This window comes from Arenibaculum pallidiluteum (assembly GCF_017355985.1).
In the GTDB taxonomy this organism is placed as follows: Bacteria; Pseudomonadota; Alphaproteobacteria; order Azospirillales; family Azospirillaceae; genus Arenibaculum; species Arenibaculum pallidiluteum.
The window spans coordinates 179,213-196,347 of record NZ_JAFIQU010000002.1; the positions used below are offsets into that span (position 1 = coordinate 179,213).

14 protein-coding genes are annotated in these 17,135 nt (G+C 70.4%); 8 read left to right on the top strand and 6 right to left on the bottom strand.

Going from position 1 to position 17,135, the window contains the following annotated elements; translation table 11 throughout:
• Nucleotides 1-101: 101 nt before the first annotated feature.
• From ygfZ to JUB13_RS04880, 3 genes are all read left to right on the top strand, one after another.
• Nucleotides 102-1,013, top strand: coding sequence for a CAF17-like 4Fe-4S cluster assembly/insertion protein YgfZ (ygfZ, locus tag JUB13_RS04870; protein ID WP_207477609.1), 912 nt, complete (start codon nucleotides 102-104; stop codon nucleotides 1,011-1,013).
• Between the two features lie 87 nt (nucleotides 1,014-1,100).
• On the top strand, nucleotides 1,101-2,087 hold the full coding sequence (gene galE / locus JUB13_RS04875) for a UDP-glucose 4-epimerase GalE (protein WP_207477610.1): 987 nt from the start codon (nucleotides 1,101-1,103) through the stop codon (nucleotides 2,085-2,087).
• A gap of 206 nt (nucleotides 2,088-2,293) precedes the next feature.
• Nucleotides 2,294-3,628, top strand: a complete 1,335-nt coding sequence (locus JUB13_RS04880; protein ID WP_207477611.1) for a tetratricopeptide repeat protein — start codon at nucleotides 2,294-2,296, stop codon at nucleotides 3,626-3,628.
• A 210-nt stretch (nucleotides 3,629-3,838) separates the two neighbouring features.
• Here the strand turns inward: JUB13_RS04880 and JUB13_RS04885 are convergent, their stop codons facing one another.
• From JUB13_RS04885 to JUB13_RS04900, 4 genes are all read right to left on the bottom strand, one after another.
• Nucleotides 3,839-4,579, bottom strand: a complete 741-nt coding sequence (locus JUB13_RS04885; RefSeq protein WP_207477612.1) for an SDR family NAD(P)-dependent oxidoreductase — start codon at nucleotides 4,577-4,579, stop codon at nucleotides 3,839-3,841.
• Nucleotides 4,576-5,826 (bottom strand): ABC transporter substrate-binding protein, encoded by a 1,251-nt coding sequence (locus tag JUB13_RS04890; protein ID WP_207477613.1) that lies wholly within the window; start codon nucleotides 5,824-5,826, stop codon nucleotides 4,576-4,578. The genes JUB13_RS04885 and JUB13_RS04890 overlap by 4 nt, the downstream gene beginning before the upstream one ends.
• Before the next feature lie 98 nt (nucleotides 5,827-5,924).
• Nucleotides 5,925-6,698 (bottom strand): acetoacetate decarboxylase family protein, encoded by a 774-nt coding sequence (locus JUB13_RS04895; protein WP_207477614.1) that lies wholly within the window; start codon nucleotides 6,696-6,698, stop codon nucleotides 5,925-5,927.
• A gap of 48 nt (nucleotides 6,699-6,746) precedes the next feature.
• Entirely contained in the window at nucleotides 6,747-7,925 is a 1,179-nt protein-coding gene (locus JUB13_RS04900; protein ID WP_328702866.1) for an alpha-hydroxy acid oxidase, read from the bottom strand.
• Between the two features lie 237 nt (nucleotides 7,926-8,162).
• Here JUB13_RS04900 and JUB13_RS04905 point away from each other — a divergent pair, with 237 nt between their 5' ends.
• From JUB13_RS04905 to JUB13_RS04925, 5 genes are all read left to right on the top strand, one after another.
• Nucleotides 8,163-9,158, top strand: coding sequence for an FCD domain-containing protein (locus tag JUB13_RS04905; protein WP_207477617.1), 996 nt, complete (start codon nucleotides 8,163-8,165; stop codon nucleotides 9,156-9,158).
• A gap of 175 nt (nucleotides 9,159-9,333) precedes the next feature.
• Complete coding sequence (locus JUB13_RS04910; protein WP_207477618.1) at nucleotides 9,334-10,017, top strand: GntR family transcriptional regulator; 684 nt, start codon at nucleotides 9,334-9,336, stop codon at nucleotides 10,015-10,017.
• Nucleotides 10,018-10,105: 88 nt separating this feature from the next.
• Complete coding sequence (locus JUB13_RS04915) at nucleotides 10,106-10,906, top strand: phytanoyl-CoA dioxygenase family protein (protein ID WP_207477620.1); 801 nt, start codon at nucleotides 10,106-10,108, stop codon at nucleotides 10,904-10,906.
• Between the two features lie 75 nt (nucleotides 10,907-10,981).
• Nucleotides 10,982-12,307, top strand: coding sequence for an NAD(P)H-dependent oxidoreductase (locus tag JUB13_RS04920; RefSeq protein ID WP_207477622.1), 1,326 nt, complete (start codon nucleotides 10,982-10,984; stop codon nucleotides 12,305-12,307).
• A 67-nt stretch (nucleotides 12,308-12,374) separates the two neighbouring features.
• Nucleotides 12,375-13,130 carry an SGNH/GDSL hydrolase family protein gene (locus tag JUB13_RS04925; RefSeq protein ID WP_207477623.1) on the top strand — a complete coding sequence of 252 codons (756 nt, stop codon included), beginning with the start codon at nucleotides 12,375-12,377 and terminating at the stop codon, nucleotides 13,128-13,130.
• A gap of 41 nt (nucleotides 13,131-13,171) precedes the next feature.
• On the opposite strand, the gene JUB13_RS04930 is transcribed toward JUB13_RS04925, so the two are convergent.
• Together JUB13_RS04930 and ppdK are read right to left on the bottom strand one after the other, a co-directional pair.
• The gene (locus tag JUB13_RS04930) at nucleotides 13,172-14,215 is read right to left on the bottom strand and encodes a zinc-dependent alcohol dehydrogenase family protein (protein WP_207477625.1); all 1,044 of its coding nucleotides are present in this window, start codon (nucleotides 14,213-14,215) and stop codon (nucleotides 13,172-13,174) included.
• Nucleotides 14,216-14,446: 231 nt separating this feature from the next.
• On the bottom strand, nucleotides 14,447-17,134 hold the full coding sequence (gene ppdK, locus JUB13_RS04935) for a pyruvate, phosphate dikinase (RefSeq protein ID WP_207477628.1): 2,688 nt from the start codon (nucleotides 17,132-17,134) through the stop codon (nucleotides 14,447-14,449).
• Between the last annotated feature and the right edge of the window lies 1 nt (nucleotide 17,135).

The window sequence follows — 17,135 nt, forward strand, 5'->3', positions numbered from 1 at the left end:
CGCAGATCGAACGGTCGGGCCCGGGTCCTCGTTCCGCACCCTTGCCGGCCCCGCCGGGACGGCATACCTCTGGGACCTGCTGCGGGAAACCGGGAACGATCATGGCGCAGGGCGACAGGGGCTATGCAATGCTGGAGGGCCGCGGCGTGCTGGCGGTGGGCGGCGCGGAACGCGTTGAGTTCCTCCAGGGTCTGGTGACCAACGACATGCGTCGCGCCGGACCCGACCGCGCGGTCTGGTCGGCGTTGCTGACGCCCCAGGGCAAGTATCTCCACGACTTCCTTGTCGTGGGCCTGGGCGAGACGCTGTTGCTCGACTGCGAGGCCGAGCGGCGCGACGATCTGATGCGCCGCCTGAAGATCTATCGCCTGCGCGCCAAGGTTACCATCGAGGACGTCACCGCCACCCTGACGGTCGCGGCAGCCTTCGGGCAGGGCGCCGCCGAGGCGCTGGGCCTTCCGGCCGAGGAGCCGGGTGCGGCGCGTCCCCTGGATGCCGGCATCGCCTTCGTCGACCCGCGCCTGCCGGCGCTCGGCGCCCGCGCCATTCTGCCGCGCGAGGAGGCCACCACCGCCCTTGCCGCGGCGGGCCTGCCGGCCCTGCCGGCCGACAGGTGGCAGGAGCTGCGACTACGCCTCGGCGTGCCCGAGGGGAGCGGCGACATGGAGGTCGAGAAGGCCATCCTGCTGGAGAACGGCTTCGACGCCCTGGACGGGGTTGCGTGGGACAAGGGTTGCTACGTCGGGCAGGAGCTGACGGCCCGGACCCGCTATCGCGGCCTCGTGAAGAAGCGCCTGGTACCGGTTCGCGTCGAGGGGCCGATGCCGCCGCCCGGAACGCCCGTGACCCTCGGCGGGCGCGATGCAGGCCAGCTCCGCGCTGGCCTCGGAGACCGGGCGCTCGCCCTCCTCCGGATCGAGGAGCTCGACCGCCTGGCCGAGGAAGGGGGCGAGCTGACGGCCGGCGAGGCGCGGCTGCACCCCGAACGGGCTGCCTGGAACACCCGGCTGTAGCCTTGGCGTCGCGGCGCCGGGCTGCGAAGCTGTGCCCGGCCCGCGCATCCGCGCGGGCGCAGCGCTGACAACGACGGGTGGGGTGAGATGGCGGGTGTTCTCGTGACCGGCGGCGCCGGCTTCGTCGGATCGCATGTTGCCAAGGCGCTCGCCGCGCGCGGCCACCGGCCGGTGGTGCTGGACGATCTTTCCCAGGGGCACAGGGACGCCGTGCGCTGGGGGCCGCTGGAGGTCGCGTCGCTGCACGACACCGGCGCCTTGGAGGAAATCCTGGCCCGCCACGGGATCGAATGCGTGATCCACTGCGCGGCCTCGATCTCCGTTGGCGAATCCGTCAGCGACCCCGGCCGCTACTACCACAACAACGTCCGCGGCACCCTCTCCCTGCTTGAGGCGATGCGGACGGCCGGCGTCGGCGCGCTGGTCTTCTCCAGCACGGCCGCCGTCTACGGTACGCCGCAGGCGGTGCCGCTGACCGAGGACCATCCGATCGCGCCGATCAATCCCTATGGCGCGGGGAAGGTCATGGCCGAGACCATGATGCGCGATTTCGGCAGCGCGCATGGGCTGCGGACCGTCGTGCTGCGCTACTTCAACGCCTCGGGCGCGGACCCCGACGGCGAGCTCGGCGAGCGACACGATCCGGAGACCCACGCGATCCCGCTGCTGCTCTTCGCCGCCATGGGGCACCGGCCCGCCTTCCGCGTCTTCGGCACCGACTACGCGACCCCCGACGGCACGGCCGTGCGCGACTACGTGCACGTCTCCGACCTGGCGCAGGCCCATTGCGCCGCCGTCGACCGGCTGCTGTCCGGAGGGTCGGGGCTGACGCTGAACCTCGGCAGCGGCGCGGGCACCTCGGTCGCGACCCTGATAGAGGCCGTGCGCCGCGTCACCGGCTCCGCCGTCCCCGTCGAGATGGCGCCGAAGCGCGCGGGCGACCCGCCCGTCCTGGTCGCCGATTCAACCCGGGCGCGCGAGCTGCTGGAGTGGCGGCCGCGCTTTGAGGACGTCGAGACCATCGTGGGCACGGCCTGGCGCTGGTACCTGCGCAACCCGCCCCGCCCTGCCTGAGGTGACCCGCCTGAGGCGCGCGTCGGCCAACGCGGACCGGGCCGCCCGGCGGGAGCGGCCCGGCGTGCGACCTGTGACGATCCTTGGCCGCCGGGTGGCTTCCTTGATGGCCCGGGACACCGCGTGATATCCCTCCAAAGCGCACGGGAAAAAGTGCCGCGGCCGGTTCGGCCCGGGACGGCCCGCCGCGGCCTCGTGAGGGTTTCATGGATACGCCGATCGCGCTGCTCGTCTTCAACCGCCCTGACGTGACGGCACAGGTCTTCGCGCGCATCGCCGCCCAGAAGCCCAGGACGCTGCTGGTCGTCGCGGATGGTCCGCGCGCAGACCGGCCCGGCGAGGCCGAGCTGTGCGAGCAGACCCGGCGCATCGCGACCGCCGTCGACTGGGACTGCCGGGTTCTGACGAACTTCTCGGATACCAACCTCGGCTGCGGGCTGCGCGTGTCCTCCGGGCTCGACTGGGTGTTCGAGACCGTCGATCGCGCCATCATCCTGGAGGATGACTGCCTGGCCGGGCCCGACTTCTTCCGTTTCTGCGAGGAGATGCTGGACCGCTACGCCGACGATCCCCGCATCGGCGTGATCAGCGGCAACTATCACCTGTCCGAGGACTTCCGGCCGCCCGGCAGCTATTTCTTCTCACGCTATCCCTTCATCTGGGGCTGGGCCACCTGGCGGCGCACATGGCGCCATTACGACTGGCGGGTCGCGCGCCTGGCCGAGGCCGAGCGCGAGGGCGTGCTCGACAACCTGTTCGATCCCCCCGTGGCCCATTACTGGAAGGCGATCTTCCGCCGCATCCAGGCCGACCCGCACTTCACCTGGGACTATCAGCTCAGCTTTGCGCTGATGGCCCAGGGCCTGCTGAACATCGTCCCCTCCGTGAACCTTGTGTCGAACATCGGCTTCGCCAGGCCGGACGCCACCCACACCCCGCACGACAGCCCGCTTGCCAACCGGCCCTGCGGCACCCTTCCGGCGGAGCTCGAGCATCCCGCCTTCGTCGTCGCGAACCGAGAGGCCGACCGCCAGCACGCGCGGGTGGTCTACGGCATCGTCGACAACGCGTCCGAGGCCGCGGGCGTCCTGCTGGACCTCGCGGTCGAGCAGCTCGGCAAGGGGAAGGACCACGAGGCGCGCGTCCTGCTGCAGCACACGCTGTCCCGCGGCAGCCTGACGCCCGAGGAGGCGGCGCTCGCGGGCGTCACCGCATGGCGCCTGGGATATGCGGAGGCGGCGTTCGACCTGCTGGCCGGCGCCGCCTCGCAGCGGCCGGCCAACTGGATGATCAGCGCCAATCTCGGTCTGGTCGCACGCGCCATGGGACGCCCGGCAGAGGCAAGGCGGGCGCTGGAGCGCGCGGTCGCACTCCAGGAGGAATCGGCCGAGCTGCACTTGAACCTCGCCGGGGTCCTGACCGAAATCGGCGACCACGCCGGTGCCTTGCATCACCAGCGCCGCGGCCTGGAGCTGGAGCCCGGGAACGCCGCGGCACGGCAGGACCTCGCGCGCATGGAAACGGCCGCGAGCCTCGCGTGACGGTCTCGGCCCGCCCCACGGGAAAGTCCACGCCGATCGCCACACGCCAGCCCCGGGCAACAATCGGCCATTGCCTCGGGACCGGAGCGTTGTCGGATTGAGTGGAACTGCTGCGGGCAGCGCCGGAACGGAGCCGACCGCCCCAGGACTGGCCGATGCGCACGCTGCCTCCGCATAGGCGATCGTCTGGGTCCGGATCGCCGGCACGTTTCAGGCGACGGTCGCGCCTGCGTCTACGGCCCAGGCCGCGCCGTTCACATGCGCCGCCTCCGCCGACAGGAGAAAGGCGACGACCCCCGCCACGTCCTCCGGCCGTCCGTAGGCTGCGGACATGGCTGCCCGCCGGATGCCGCCGTCCTTCCGGGCCTGGGCGTCGAGCGCGCGGATCATGCGCGTCTCGATCGGGCCCGTTAGGACCGCGTTGACCCGGATCGCGGTGCCCGCGACGTCGAGCGCGGCGACGCGCGTGAGCCCGAGGACGGCGTGCTTCGTCGCAACGTAGCCTGCGAGCCCCGGCCGGCCGCGGACGGCCGAGCTGGAGGCGGTATTCACGACCGCCCCCGTCCCGCGCCGGCGCATGCGGCCGAGGACGTGCTTGAGGCCGAGGAATACGCCCCTCGCGTTCACGGCCATGAGCTGGTCGAACACCTCGTCTGGATAGTCGAAGATGGGAGCGACGACGCCTTCGACTCCCGCATTGTTGGCGAATGCGTCGATCGCCCCCAGACGCTCCTCGGTCGCTGCGACGAAGCCCTCGACCTCGGCGCTGCGCGAGACGTCGGCCTTCAGGAAGAGGGCCCTGCGTCCCATGGCCTCGACAAGCCGGGCGGTCTGCGCACCGCGGTCGCCGTCCAGGTCGACGACCGCCACGTCGGCGCCGCCAGCGGCGAGCCGCAGGGCGATGGCACGTCCGATGCCACCGCCCCCGCCCGTCACCAGCGCCACGCTCACGACTTCACCAGGGGGCAGCCGCCTTCGTTCAGTGGACGCCAGACCTGCTCGGCCGGGATCGTCCGCAGGACATGGTAGTAGTCCCAGGGATACCTGGATTCCGCCGGCATCTTCACCTGGAACAGGTACATCGGATGGACCTTGCGCCCGTCGACGCGGATGCTGCCCTTGCCGAACAGCGGATCATCGGTCGGCAGCGCCTTCATCCTGGCGACGACCTCGGCGCCGTCCGCGCTGCCGCCCGCGGCCTCCACGGCGCGGAGATAGTGCAGCACCGAAGCGTAGGCGCCGGCATGGAGCGCGCTGGGATAGCGGCCTTCGTTGCGCGGCGCGAAGCGCTTCGTCCACGCGCGCGTCTCGTCGTTGAGATCCCAGTAGAATGCCTCGGTGAACTGCAGCCCCTTGGCGACGTCGAGCCCGAGGGAGTGGACATCGGTGACGTAGAGGACGGTCGCGACCAGGCGCTGGCCGCCCTGGGGCACGCCGAACTCCACCGCCTGCTTGATGGAGGTGATGGTGTCGCCGCCGGCGTTGATGAGGCCGATCACCTGGGCCTGCGAGGTCTGCGCCTGTAGGATGTAGGAGGAGAAGTCCGGCGTGTTCAGGGGGGCGCGCACGCTGCCGATGACCTGGCCGCCGTTGCGGGCCACGACGTTCTTGACGTCCTGCTCCATGGCATGGCCGAAGGCGTAGTCGGCCGTCAGGGTGAACCAGGTCTTGCCGCCGGACTGCACGACGGCCGTGGCGGCGCCGGTGGCGAGCGCGTAGGTGTCGTAGGTCCAGTGGATGGTGTTGGGCGAGCAGGCCTTGCCGGTCAGGTCCGAGGACGACGGGCCCGACGCCAGCATGACCTTGTTCTTGTCGCGCACGATGTTGCCGACCGCGAGCGCCACCGCGGAGTTGGGGACGTCGACGATCACGTCGACGCCGTCCTGGTCGATCCATCGGCGCGCGGTGGCGGCCGCGATATCCGCCTTGTTCTGGTGGTCGGCGCCGATGACCTCCACCTTCAGCTTGCCGCCGGCAGCATTGAAGTCTTCGACAGCCATCTGCGCCGCGAGGACCGAGCCCTTGCCCGTCACGTCGGCGTAGAGGCTCGACATGTCGGTGAGCACGCCGATGCGCAGCGGCTTCGCGTCCTGCGCCGAGGCAGCCCAGGGCGCTGCGGCGAGGGCAAGCGCCCCCGCGAGGGCGAGGGTGCCCAGCCGGCCGATCCGCCTGACGCTGTCGAAGATGTCCGCGTTCATCTCGTGGTCCTCCCGATGGTTGTTCTCTCTTCAGGTCCGGCGAACATGGTCGGCCGGGATCAGGCGGTCGGCGATCAGCGAGTCAGGGGATCAGGGAGTTAGGGGATCAGGCGCTTCAGGAGCCGCCGGTCTTCCACGGCGAAGCCGCCGCCATAGACGTCGGACACCATGAACTGCGCCGACAGGATTTCGGGCTCGAGCGCGGTGAGGGGATCGAACCGGCTCGGGTGGAGCTTCATGGCGGCGTAGCCCGGCACCGGCGCCGAATAGGAGAGCGGCGTGCGCCGGTACACGACGTCGGCATAGGCGGTCTCGAGACGCTCCGGATGGGGCAGGCGCCGCACATGGATCTCGCCGGCCGGCTGCTCGGCGCCGTCGACGAGCCGCACGACCGGGGCCGTCGGGTCCGGCGCGAAGGAGAAGTCCGCAAGCTGGCCGCCGCGCCGGTTGACCCAGCCCTCGATCGCGCCGTTGGGGGTCTCGTCGAAGCGGTAGGTGCAGTCCTTCTTCGTGTAGCCGAAGAGCTCACGCCCCGCAGCGATACCCATGGGATCGCTGCAGTACATGTAGATGTGGGTCTGGGTGAAAAGCCCCTCGTAGCGCACGGGGACGGTGACCATCAGGTCGAACATCCGGCCGTTGTGCAGCGACAGGGTATGCCCGGGCGAGGCCATGAAGCGGAACGCCACCCGATCGTTGACGAGCTCGAAGGGTGTGTCGGCCAGCAGGGCCTCCGTCTTCCTCCGATCGACCCGCGTCATCACCTCGAGCGTGCGCAGCGCGCATTCCCATTCCACCGGATAGGCCGGCGAATAGGGCGGGTTCACGCCGCTGCCGGGGTGCATCTCGTAGTCGCCGAACATCTTGTCCATCTTGTGACCTCCCAGAGCCGGCCGCACCGACGGCCGACGATGCCGTTTTCACGCGAGCTGCCGGATCAGGTCCTTGTCCGGCACCGGCAGAATGACCCTTTCCGCATCCGCGATGTCGGTGATGCCGCAGAGCGCCATCGTCAGGTCCAGCTCCCGGTGCATGATCTCGAGGCAGCGGGTGACGCCGTCCTCGCCGAGTGCACCGAGGCCGTAGAGGAAGGCGCGGCCGATCATCACGCCCTTGGCCCCGAGCGCGAGCGCCTTCAGGACGTCCTGCCCCGACCGGATGCCGCTGTCGAACAGCACCTCGATGCTCCCGCCGACCGCCTCCGCGATCCGCGGGAGCATGGCAATCGACGAGGGGGCACCGTCGAGCTGTCGCCCGCCATGGTTCGAGACGACGAGCGCGTCCGCGCCAGTCGAGGCCGCGATGCGGGCGTCCTCCACGTCGAGAATTCCCTTGAGGATCAGCTTGCGGTCCCAGAGCCGCCGCACCCAGCGCACGTCATCCCAGCTCAGCGTCTGGTCGAACTGCGCGCTGACCCAATGGGCGAGCGACGAGACGTCCCCGACCCCCTCGACATGCCCCACGATGTTCCGGAAGGTCCGGCGCCGTGTGCGCAGCATGGCGAGGCACCAGGCGGGCCTCCTCGCCAGGTCGGCGAGGTTCCGGAGCGTCGGCTTGGGAGGCGTCGAGAGGCCGTTCTTGATGTCCTTGTGGCGCTGCCCCTGGACCTGAAGGTCCAGCGTCAGGACCAGCGCCGAACAGCCTGCCGCGTGCGCCCTCCTGATCAGCCGCTCCATGAAGGCGCGGTCCCTCATCATGTAGAGCTGGAACCAGAAGGGGCGCGTCGTGTGCTCGGCCACGTCCTCGATCGAGCAGACGCTGACGGTCGAGAGGGTGAAGGGCACGCCGAACAGCTCTGCCGCGCGGGCCGCCAGGATCTCGCCATCGGCCCATTGCATGCCGGCAAGCCCGGTAGGCGCCAGCGCCACGGGCATCGTGACTGGCTCGCCGAGCATGGACGAGCGCTGGTTGCGCATGGCGATGTTCACGCCCACGCGCTGGCGCAGCCTGATCCGCGCGAGGTCCTCGGCGTTCGAGAGGTAGGTCTGCTCGGTCCAGGAGCCGGCATCCACGTAGTCGTAGAACATCCGCGGCACGCGCCGTGCCGCCAGACGGCGCAGATCCTCGATGCTGGTGATGCTGGCCTGCGGCGCCGTCACTGATCCGCCCCGTCGTTTCCTGTCCCGCCCGTGTCCCATTCGCGGGCATGCGGCTTAGCGCAAGCCTGCTTTCGTACTTTGCATCCAAAATACGTTTCCGTATAAAACTATCCGCGGGGCGTCGTCAAGGCTGCAGCAGCCGGTCGCGCGTGCTTGCAGTGGGCATGCGGCCTCGGGTAGCTCCTCAGGGCTCGCCTGGCGAGGCCTGTGGGACGAAATCGGGAGGCGCTAACGCCGATGAAGAACGCCGAGACCGCCGTTCGGACGGACGGGAAAGCCGATCGGGAGGGATCGCTGCGGGAACGCGCCTACCGGCTGCTGCGGGGCATGATCGAGGACGGCCAGATCAAGAGGGGTGAACGCCTGCTGGAGGCCGAGATCGTGCGCGCCTTCGGAATCAGCCGGTCGCCCGCGCGGCAAGCGCTGAAGTGGCTGTGCCGCGACGGCCTGGTCGAGGAGCTGCCCGGCCGCGGCTACCGCGTCGCCGGGGCGCCGGCGGGGACGGTCGGCGACGCCGTTCTCGACCCCGTCAAGATCTCCACCCCGCGGCAATGGGAGCGCATGTACAAGGAGGTCGAACAGCAGCTCTTCGCCCAGACGCTGTTCGGCTCGGTCCGGATCAACGAGCAGCGCCTCGCCCAGCATTTCGACGTGAGCCGGACCGTGACGCGCGATCTGCTGGCGCGCATGCATGGCTTCGGCCTCGTCACCAAGGACAGCGCCGGGCATTGGATTGCCGGCCGGATGAATCCGGACCGTATCCGCGACCTCTACGAGATGCGCTGGCTGCTCGAGCCCCCGGCCCTGCTGCAGGCAGCCCGAATCGCGCCGCGTGCGACGCTTGCAGCCATGCGCGACCACGTGGTCGCCACGCGGGCCGCGTCGCCCATCGACAGCGCCGAGTTCAACGGGGTGGAGAAGGAGCTCCACATCGATCTGCTGGGCCTGTGCCCGAACCAGGAGATCCTGTCGGCGCTGCGCCGGACGCACCTCCTGTTCGGCCCGACGCGCTACCTCTTCGACCCTTACCTGGGCATCCCCATCGAAATGATCGAGGACGCCCTGAACGAGCATCTCGCCATCATCGACCTTCTCCTGGCCGGCCAGCCGGAGCGTGCGGCCGAGGCGCTGCGCACGCATCTGGTGGACGCCGTCGACCGCTGGCTGAGACGATTCGAGATCACAAGGCGCATGAGCCCTCAGCAATGTCCGCCCTGGCTGGCGCAGGTGTAGGGGGACGAGAGCAACCGGGAACCCGTTCTGAAGTCCATGACGGCTCGGCGCAGCGGCGCGGAGCCCGGCCAAGCCTCACCCGTATTCGCACTTGACTCGAACAATCCGCAAGGCGGACGATCGCGTTCGGAATTCCGAATTCGGAAATCTGAAACATGACCGTGCCGGAGGCGGTATGAGGCCCCTGGAATCCCAGCCGAGCCTGATCGCGCAGGTCCATGCGCGGCTGGTCGAGGCGATCACCGAGGGCCTTCTCGAGCCCGGCGAACGCATCCGCCAGGACGAGCTGGCTGCCACCCTGGGCGTCTCGCGCCAGCCGGTCAGCCACGCCCTTCAGCTCCTGCGGCACCAGGGGCTGCTGGAGGAGACGGGTCGGCGCGGCCTCATCGTCGCGCGCATCGAGCCCGGCCGTATCCGCGATCTCTATCAGGTTCGCAGCGCACTGGACTCGCTGGCCGCGCGCCTTGCCGCCGGGCGGGTGGCGGCTGGATCCGCACCCGCCGGGGACCGCGCGTCCCTCGGCGAGACGCTGGCGCGCGGCGCGGCCCTGGGGACAGAGGATCCCGTGGCCGCGTTCGTCGCGGCCGATGTCGCCTTCCACGGCGCGGTCTACCGCCTGTCCGGCAACGCCGCCATCGAGGAGACGCTCGCCGCCCAATGGCCGCACCTGAAGCGGTCCATGGGCATGGTGCTGGTGAATGCGGGCGAGCGCCCCCTGGTCTGGGAGGAGCACGCCGCCATCGCCGACCGGATCCTGGTGGGCGATGCCGACGGGGCCGAGAAGGCGGCCCGCGCCCATACGATGCGCGCGGCGGAGGCGACGAACCTGCGCCTTGCCGCCCTGTCGACCGCCGCCTGACCGCCCTTCCCGCCCCGCACTCCGCGGCGACCGAGCCCGCGGAGCCGACCTCGGCTCAACACACGACGGCCCAACGGAGGAACCATCCATGAAGCTCACCCCCGCGCAGCTCCAGGAGTTCGAAGAGCAGGGCTACATCTTCCTGCCCGAGGTCTTCTCGCAGGAGGAGGTCGATCTCCTGCGCCGGGAGGCAGAGACCATCTACAGGAGCCCCCGCCAGGAGGTCTGGCGCGAGAAGAACGGCTCGCCCCGCACCGCCTTCGCGGCGCATACCTACAATGAGGCCTTCCGCATCCTGGGCGCCCATCCGAGGCTGATCGAGCCGGTGGAGCAGTTCTTCGGCGAGAAGCTCTACATGCACCAGTACAAGATCAACGCCAAGTCGGCCTTCGACGGCGAGGTCTGGCAGTGGCACCAGGACTACGGCACCTGGGCGCGCGACGACGGCATGCCCGAGCCGCGGGCCATGAACATCTCGGTCTTCATCGATGAGGTGATGCCGATCAACGGCCCGCTGATGCTGATCCCGCGCAGCCACACGCACGGGACCCTGGCGGCCGGCCATGACCGCAGCACGACCTCCTACCCGCTGTGGACGCTCGACAACGACACGGTTGCGCGGCTGGTGGAGGAAGGCGGGATCGTCGCGCCCACGGGCAAGCCGGGCTCGGTCCTGATGTTCCACGGCAACCTCGTCCACGGCTCCGCCGGCAACATCACGCCCTATCCCCGGAAGATCGTGTACCTGACGCTCTGCACGGTCTCGAACCATATCCGCAAGCCGACCCGTCCCGAGTGGATCGCGCATACCGACTTCACGCCCATCGCGACGGTCGCGGACGACGCCCTGCTGCGCTACGCGCAGGCGCACCGCATCGCCGCCGAATGACGTGAGATCGAGGCCCGGGCATCCAACCGGAACGCCCGGGCCCTTCGCCGGAACGATCGCGGAAGGACCCGCCCCATGAACCTCCATCACCTGCTCCAGGCACGGATCCGGGCCGGCCGCCCGGTCAGGGTCGGCCTGATCGGGGCCGGCAAGTTCGGCTCCATGTTCCTGTCCCAGGTCCCGACCACGCCCGGGGTGGAGGTGGCGGTGATCGCCGATCTCGATCCCGACCGGGCGCGGGAGGCCTGCCGCCGCGTCGGCTGGGACGAGGCGCGCATCGGACGCACCGCCTTCGTCGGGAGCGGCCTTGATGCCTGCGCCGCGCCCGGGGTCGAGGTGGTGATCGAGGCGACCGGCTCGCCCGCGGCCGGGATCGCGCATGCGCGCGCGGCCATCGCCGCGGGCAGGCATGTGGTGATGGTGAACGTCGAGGCCGACGTGCTGGCCGGCGCGCTCCTGGCCGAGGAGGCCCGCGAGCGGGGCGTCGTCTATTCCATGGCCTATGGCGACCAGCCGGCCCTGACCTCCGAGATGGTGGACTGGGCGCGCGCCTGCGGCTTCCAGGTAGTGGCCGCCGGCAAAGGCACGAAGTACCTCCCGGCCTACCATACGGTGACGCCGGACGACGTCTGGGGCCATTACGGCCTGACGCCCGAGGAGGCGCAGCGCGCGGGCATGAACCCGCAGATGTTCAACTCCTTCCTGGACGGGACCAAGTCGGCCATCGAGATGGCGGCCATCGCCAATGGCTGCGACCTCGCCGTACCCGCGGACGGGCTCGCCTTCCCGCCCTGCGGCGTCGACGACCTGCCGCATGTGCTGCGGCCGCGCGCGGCCGGCGGCATGCTGGAGGCCGAAGGCACCGTCGAGGTCGTCTCGTCGCTGGAGCGCGACGGGCGCCCGGTCTTCCGGGACCTGCGCTGGGGCGTCTATGTCGTGCTGAAGGCGCCCAACGACTATGCCCGGTCCTGCTTCCGCCAGTACGGGCTGCGGACCGACGACAGCGGCTGGTTCGCCGCCATGTACAAGCCCTATCACCTGATCGGGCTCGAGCTTGGCATCTCGGTGCTCTCGGCCGCCCTTCGGGGCGAGCCCACGGGCCAGACCCGCGCCTTCCGAGGCGACGTGGTGGCGGTCGCCAAGCGTGACCTCCGGGCAGGCGAGATGCTGGACGGCGAAGGCGGCTACACCGTCTGGGGCAAGGTGGTCCCGGCCGAGCGCAGCCTGCGCGAGGGCGGCCTGCCCATCGGCCTCGCCCACAGGGTCCGGCTGCTGCGCGACGTGCCGGCCGGCACCATGGTGCGCTGGGCCGACGCCGAGGTTCCCGACAGCGAGGCCGTGCGCACCCGGCGCGAGATGGAGCGGCGCTTCGCCGTGCCCGCCAGCGCCGCCGCGGAGTGACGCTGGCGCGCGGGCACGTGCCCCGGTGCAGGATCAAGACCGACAACGGAACGGGAGGGAAGCACCCATGATCACACGGCGAAGCCTCATCGGGGCCCTGGCGGCCGTCGCCCTGCTTGCCGGAAGCGCAGCCCATGCGGCCGAGGGGACGACCAGGCGCATCATGGTCTACGGAGATTCCAACACCTGGGGCTACATCCCCGTCGAGAGCGGCGTGACCACGCGCTATCCCAAGGACGTGCGCTGGCCAGGGGTCCTCCAGGCCGCGCTGGGATCCGGCTACGAGGTCGTCGAGGAGGGGCTGAGCGCGCGCACGACCGACGTGCCCGACCCGACGCTGCCCCACATCTCGGGCGCGGGGTTGGACGGGTCGGCCTATCTCTCGGCGGCGGTCGCGACGCACCATCCGCTCGACCTCGTCGTGATCATGCTGGGCACGAACGACGTCAAGACGATGTTCGACCGTTCGGCCTACCGCATCGCGCTCGGCATGGGGAAGCTGATCGACATCGTGGCCCAGACCAAGGGCGGCGTCGGCACGGCCTACCCCGCCCCGAAAGTCCTCGTCCTCGCGCCGCCGCCCCTCGGCAAGCTCGCCCCGCCATCGCGCGCGGAGCGCTTCGCCGGGGGCGTCGAGAAGACGAAGGAGCTGCCGCGCTACTACGAGCCCGTCGCCAGGGCCGCCGGGGCCGAGTTCCTCGACGTCGGCAAGCTCGCATCGACCGACGGCGTCGACGGGGTGCATCTGAGCCCCGAGGCCCACAAGGCGATCGGCACCGGCGTCGCCGAGAAGATCAAGGCGATGCTGCCGGCGCGGCCCTGACCTCGGGGCAGCCCTGATTGGGGCGGGGCACCCCGGCCCCCTCAGAACCGGTCGATCACCGTGATGCCGACGCCGGCATAGCCGTCCATGGCGGCCAGCGCGTCCCCGGCCTCTGCCAGCGGGATGCGCTTGGTCACCAGCCGCGCGGGGTCCAGGCGCCCCGCCGCAATCATCTCCAGCAAGGCCGGCACGCGGCTCGCGGGAATGCCGCGGGTGCCGAGGATCGCGATCTGGCGGGAATAGACGGTCTCGAGCAGCGGGATCGGCGGCTCGGCATGGCGGCCCAGAGGCATGCCGATCTGCACGTGCCGGCCGAGCTTGCGCAACCCGCGGATCGAGTTGTGGAAGGTCTCCGTGACGCCGAGCGCGTCGATGGAGACATGCGCGCCGCCGCCGGTCAGGTCCCTCACCGCCTCGGCGACCTTGTCCTGACCGGCGGCGTTCAGCGTGAGCGTGGCGCCCAGGGACCGGGCCATCTCCAGTGCGCCCTCGTTGACGTCGATGGCCAGCACGGGCGCGCCGATCGCGGCGGCGATCGCCACCGCCGAGAGCCCGACGCCGCCGCAGCCATGCACCGCCAGCCATTCGCCGGGTGCGAGCCGGGCGCGGTCCACGAGCCCGCGGAAGGCGGTGGTGACCCGGCAGCCCATGCCGGCGGCCTCGACGAAGCCGATCGCCTCGGGCAGGCGCACGAGGTTGAAATCCGCTCGCGGTACGGGCAGAAGCTCGGCATAGGCGCCCCAGGCGGTGAAGCCGATCACCTGCTGCCGGTCGCACACGGTGGGATCGCCGCCCAGGCAGTCCGGGCATTGCCCGCAGGCCAGGATGAAGGGGGCGGTGACACGGTCGCCGACCTGGAAGCGGCGGCATTCGGGCCCCACCGCCTCGATGACCCCGGCGAACTCGTGGCCGGGCACATGAGGCGCCGCCACGTCGGGATCGGCGCCCTTCCAGGCGTGCCAGTCGGACCGGCAGACCCCGCAGGCCTCGACCCGCACCACGACCCCGTCGGGAGGACAGGAGGGATCCGGGACCTCCACCACCCCGATGGGACCCCCGAACCTCTCGAAGAGCGCGGCTCTCATGGCGACTGTCACTCCTGCAGCGGCAAGGCCCGGCGGCGCGGCCGGGCCGGAAACGCAGAGCTAGCGCCCCGCCGCGGCCGGCGCAACGGCGCACGAGGCCGGCGCCTTCCAGGCATGGACGATCATAACCGCCAACGCGGTCTGCCCAGGACGGCTTCCAAATGGAAAGGGCCCGCGCGTTTCCGCGCGGGCCCCTGCCCTACGTAGCATGGCCGGCCGCCGGGGCGGCCGTCAGTCGCGGGCCGTGCGCTCCTTGCTGATAGCCGCCTGGGCGGCCGCCAGGCGGGCGATCGGGACGCGGTAGGGCGAGCAGGAGACGTAGTCGAGGCCCACGGTCTCGCAGAAATGGACCGAGGCCGGGTCGCCGCCGTGCTCGCCGCAGATGCCGAGCTTGATGTCGGCGCGCGTCTTGCGGCCGCGCTCGGCGGCCAGGCGCACCAGCTCGCCCACGCCCTCCTGGTCCAGGGTCACGAAGGGATCCTGCTCGAAGATCCCCTGGCGCTGGTATTCCGGCAGGAACGAGGCCGCGTCGTCACGGCTGATGCCGAGCGTAGTCTGGGTCAGGTCGTTCGTGCCGAAGCTGAAGAACTCGGCGCTCTCGGCGATCTCGGCGGCGCGCAGGGCAGCCCGCGGCAGCTCGATCATGGTTCCGACGAGATAGTCGAACTTCACGCCCGAGCTCTGCTGCACCTCGCCCGCCACCCGGTCGATCACCGCCTTCAGGATGTCGAGCTCGCGCTTCGTGCCCACCAGCGGGATCATCACCTCCGGGGTGACGGTCTCGCCGGAGCTCTTCTGCACCTCGGCGGCGGCCTCGAAGATGGCCCGGGCCTGCATCTCGTAGATCTCGGGATAGGAGACGCCGAGACGGCAGCCGCGATGGCCGAGCATCGGGTTGGCCTCGTGGAGCTGCAGGGCGCGCTGGCGCACCTTCGGCACGTCCTGCCCCGCGGCCTTGGCGACCTCGGCCATGTCCTCCTCGGAGGTCGGCAGGAACTCGTGCAGCGGCGGATCCAGCAGGCGGATCGTGACCGGCAGGCCCTTCATGATCGAGAACAGCTCGACGAAGTCGCGGCGCTGCATGGGCTCGATCTTGGCGAGCGCCGCCCGCCGGCCGGCCTCGTCCTCGGCCAGGATCATCTCGCGCACCGCAAGGATGCGCTCGGGATCGAAGAACATGTGCTCGGTCCGGCACAGGCCGATGCCCTCGGCGCCGAAGCGCCGCGCGGTGCGGGCGTCGAGCGGCGTCTCGGCATTGGTGCGAACCTTCATGCGCCGGATCTCGTCGGCCCAGCCCATCAGGGTCGCGAAGTCGCCGGAGAGCTCGGGCTGCACGGTCGGCACCTCGCCCAGCATCACCTCGCCGGTCGAGCCGTCGATGGTCAGCATCTCGCCGGCCTTGATGGTGACGTTGCGCACCGAGATCGTCTGCGTCTTGTGGTCGATGCGCAGCTCGCCGGCGCCGGCCACGCAGGCCCGGCCCATGCCGCGGGCCACGACCGCCGCGTGGCTGGTCATGCCGCCGCGGGTGGTCAGGATGCCGCGGGCGGCGTGCATGCCGTGGATGTCCTCGGGGCTGGTCTCGACCCGGCACAGGATTACCGCCTCGCCGCGACCGGAGAGCTGCTCGGCCTCGTCGGCGGTGAAGACCACCTTGCCCGAGGCGGCGCCGGGGCTTGCAGGCAGGCCGCGGGCGATCACGGTCTTGTTCGCCTTCGGGTCCAGCGTCGGGTGCAGAAGCTGGTCCAGCGAGGCCGGGTCGATGCGCTTGATCGCCTCGCGGCGGTCGACCAGCCCCTCCTCAGCCATGTCGACGGCGATCTTGAGGGCGGCGGCCGCGGTGCGCTTCCCGGTCCGCGTCTGCAGCATGTAGAGCTTGCCCTGCTGCACCGTGAACTCGATGTCCTGCATGTCGCGGTAGTGCCGCTCCAGCTTCAGGCGCACGGCGTCGAGCTGGGCGAAGACCTCCGGCATCACCTCTTCCATGGCGGGCAGGTCGGACTTGTTCGCGACCTTGCCGGCGATCGTCAGGTGCTGCGGGGTGCGGATGCCGGCGACCACGTCCTCGCCCTGGGCGTTGACGAGGTACTCGCCGTAGAACTTGTTCTCGCCGGTCGAGGGATTGCGCGTGAAGGCGACGCCGGTGGCGCAGTCCTGGCCCATGTTGCCGAAGACCATGGCCTGCACGTTGACGGCCGTGCCCCAGCTCGCCGGGATCTCGTGGAGCCGGCGGTAGGTGATGGCGCGCTGGTTCATCCACGAGCCGAAGACGGCGCCGATGGCGCCCCAGAGCTGCTCCTGGACGTCCTGCGGGAAGGGCCGGCCCAGCTCGGACTCGACCATCTTCTTGTAGTCCTTGATGACGGCCTGCCAGTCCTCGGCCTTCATGTCGGTATCGAGGTCGATGCCGCGGTCGCGCTTGGCGTGCTCGAGGATCTCCTCGAAATGGTGGTGGTCCACGCCGAGGACGACATTGCCGTACATCTGGATGAAGCGGCGGTAGCTGTCATAGGCGAAGCGCGGATCGCCCGAGCGCTTCGCCAGCCCCTCGGCGGTCGTGTCGTTCAGCCCAAGGTTCAGCACCGTGTCCATCATGCCCGGCATGGACGCGCGGGCGCCCGAGCGGACCGAGACCAGCAGCGGATTCGCGGGTTCGCCGAACCTTGCGCCGACGCTCGCCTCGATGCGGGCGACGGCCGCTGCGACCTGGTCCTTCAGCTCGGGCGGGTAGGTCTTCCCGTTGTCGTAGAAATAGGTGCAGACCTCGGTGGTGATGGTGAAGCCGGGCGGGACGGGCAGTCCCAGATTGCTCATCTCGGCCAGGTTCGCGCCCTTGCCGCCGAGGAGGTTCTTCATGTCCGCCCGGCCCTCGGCGCTTCCATCGCCGAAGCCGTAGACCCACTTGGCCTGGCTCGCCATC

What these genes read in the sequence shown, in the direction of transcription:
- galE (WP_207477610.1), top strand. Translation starts at nt 1,101, where the DNA reads ATGGCGGGTGTTCTCGTGACCGGCGGCGCCGGCTTCGTCGGATCGCAT.
- JUB13_RS04930 (WP_207477625.1), bottom strand. Translation starts at nt 14,215, where the DNA reads ATGAGAGCCGCGCTCTTCGAGAGGTTCGGGGGTCCCATCGGGGTGGTG.
- ygfZ (WP_207477609.1), top strand. Translation starts at nt 102, where the DNA reads ATGGCGCAGGGCGACAGGGGCTATGCAATGCTGGAGGGCCGCGGCGTG.
- ppdK (WP_207477628.1), bottom strand. Translation starts at nt 17,134, where the DNA reads ATGGCGAGCCAGGCCAAGTGGGTCTACGGCTTCGGCGATGGAAGCGCC.
- JUB13_RS04880 (WP_207477611.1), top strand. Translation starts at nt 2,294, where the DNA reads ATGGATACGCCGATCGCGCTGCTCGTCTTCAACCGCCCTGACGTGACG.
- JUB13_RS04920 (WP_207477622.1), top strand. Translation starts at nt 10,982, where the DNA reads ATGAACCTCCATCACCTGCTCCAGGCACGGATCCGGGCCGGCCGCCCG.
- JUB13_RS04910 (WP_207477618.1), top strand. Translation starts at nt 9,334, where the DNA reads ATGAGGCCCCTGGAATCCCAGCCGAGCCTGATCGCGCAGGTCCATGCG.
- JUB13_RS04890 (WP_207477613.1), bottom strand. Translation starts at nt 5,826, where the DNA reads ATGAACGCGGACATCTTCGACAGCGTCAGGCGGATCGGCCGGCTGGGC.
- JUB13_RS04905 (WP_207477617.1), top strand. Translation starts at nt 8,163, where the DNA reads ATGAAGAACGCCGAGACCGCCGTTCGGACGGACGGGAAAGCCGATCGG.
- JUB13_RS04915 (WP_207477620.1), top strand. Translation starts at nt 10,106, where the DNA reads ATGAAGCTCACCCCCGCGCAGCTCCAGGAGTTCGAAGAGCAGGGCTAC.
- JUB13_RS04895 (WP_207477614.1), bottom strand. Translation starts at nt 6,698, where the DNA reads ATGGACAAGATGTTCGGCGACTACGAGATGCACCCCGGCAGCGGCGTG.
- JUB13_RS04925 (WP_207477623.1), top strand. Translation starts at nt 12,375, where the DNA reads ATGATCACACGGCGAAGCCTCATCGGGGCCCTGGCGGCCGTCGCCCTG.